Annotated in this window: 1 protein-coding gene; it reads right to left on the minus strand. The window is 45.0% G+C overall.

The genetic code is table 11. From position 1 onward, the window contains the following. Positions 1-1142 (minus strand): cache domain-containing protein (locus BUA83_RS12400; protein ID WP_144340546.1); only part of this gene is annotated, 1142 nt, incomplete at its 3' end. Positions 1143-1847 lie beyond the last annotated feature (705 nt).

Here is a 1847-nt window from a genome sequence, read left to right on the forward strand (position 1 = left end):
GCTGCTGTCAGCTCCTCACTGGAGGAAGCAACGCTCTCGGATTTCTCGTGAATACCCTTCAAAAGCTTGCGCATTGTACGGCGCATTTCGTTGAAGCCTTCTGCCAGCTCACCAATTTCATCATCGGAATCAACAACAACACGGTCCTGACGGAGGTCGCCGCCATTGATGATACGGCATTCCTCAAGAAGTGCCTTGATCGGATCGGAGACTCTCTTCGCGAACATGAAGATAACTCCTACAGCGATAAGAATCGTAATAATTGAAATACCCACCATAGCCTTCAGAAGCATTGAGGACGCAGCCTCAACCTCCGATACAGGAGCGCAGGCAATAGCAACCCAACGGCGGCCTTCCATGTGAACCGGCGTCATAACAGCCTTGTTCAGGACACCCTTACGTGTCTTGTAATAGGTAGAAACTGTCTGGTCAGAGGACAATGCCTGGCTGAAACCGTCGAGAAGACGCTGATCCAGCGGCTGTTCCTTGTTGGACTTTGTAAGGTCAAGCTTACCTACTGCATCAGGCAGCTGCTTGTAACCAATGCAGATACCCTTTTCATCTGCGACATAAACATAACCCGTTTCCATGAACTTGAATTCGCCCATGATATCCGACAGAGCCTCAAGCTCAACCGTACCGAAAACAACACCCGTTGCACGGCCGTTCTCAAGAATCGGATATGCGAGAATAGTAATGAGCTTTCCTGTGGTACCGGAAACGGACGGACCCGTCATAACCGGCTTTCCGGTTGACATTGCGGTCTTGAAATACTCACGGGATGCGCGGTCCATATCAACGTTCTTGTCGCTGACAGCATGACCTGTGGCGTCAACATACGCCAGCATAGCAAAGCCCTTGGTGCGTGCCTTCAAATCCGCCAGCACAGCAACGCGCTGCTCACGCGTACCTGTCTTAATAACCGGATGCTTTGAAAGCTCGTCCAAACGGACTTCCTTCTCCTGCATAATTTTTTCAAGATCCTTGCCTGCCTGACCTGCAGTTGCACGAGCGAGCATATCTGCGTCATCCACGAGCGCATTGTTCGAAATGTAGTAACTGATACCGGTCAATACAATAAAACAGACCACAAACAGCGGGAGAAGCACAATCAAAAACTTCGCCCTGATACTAGAAAACATAATCCTTCCTCCTTAAAAAAATACAAAAACCCTCCGCAGCAGGACTCCAGGAATCCAGCCTCATTTAATCAAATTCATCCAATGCATCGAAAACGCCGCCTCACACAAAAGGGCTGCAATCGCGAACTGCAACAGATGAAGCACCATAAATGAATCTCATGAAATGCTTTTATATTATTATATATTTATATCGTTTTTCCTATAGGTCGTAGGTACCATTTATTGTTTTTTTAGTCCTTTAATCCCTCGCATCTAAATACTCTATTAGCAACAATTATTATATCAGATATATAAATAATTTTCTATTCACATTTTTAGTCACTTCATCCAAACGCTTAAAAAATCCCGTAAATACGCATGTTTTCGGCAGTAAAAAATTTTTTACAGAGTTAATATTGCTCCCGGAATTTATTGTTATCACTTTTTACGATATAATTCTCAATTTATTCATCTTTGCACACAAAATTTCAAATATAACAATGAGTATTTATTCTTATTTTAGAAAAGACTCCATAACACATGAAAAAAGCATCCGTATCGCAAAGGATACGGATGCTTTTGACTGCTATTCAATCAAACCTTGAACTTGTTCACTGCTGCCTTGAGCTCGTCAGCCAGTGATGCAAGGCTGCGGCTTGCGGAAGCAACCTCCTGCATGGAAGCGGACTGCTCCTCTGTCGCAGCGGAAACCGTCTGCGCTTCGTC

The organism is Schwartzia succinivorans DSM 10502 (genome assembly GCF_900129225.1).
GTDB classification, from domain to species: domain Bacteria; phylum Bacillota; class Negativicutes; order Selenomonadales; family Selenomonadaceae; genus Schwartzia; species Schwartzia succinivorans.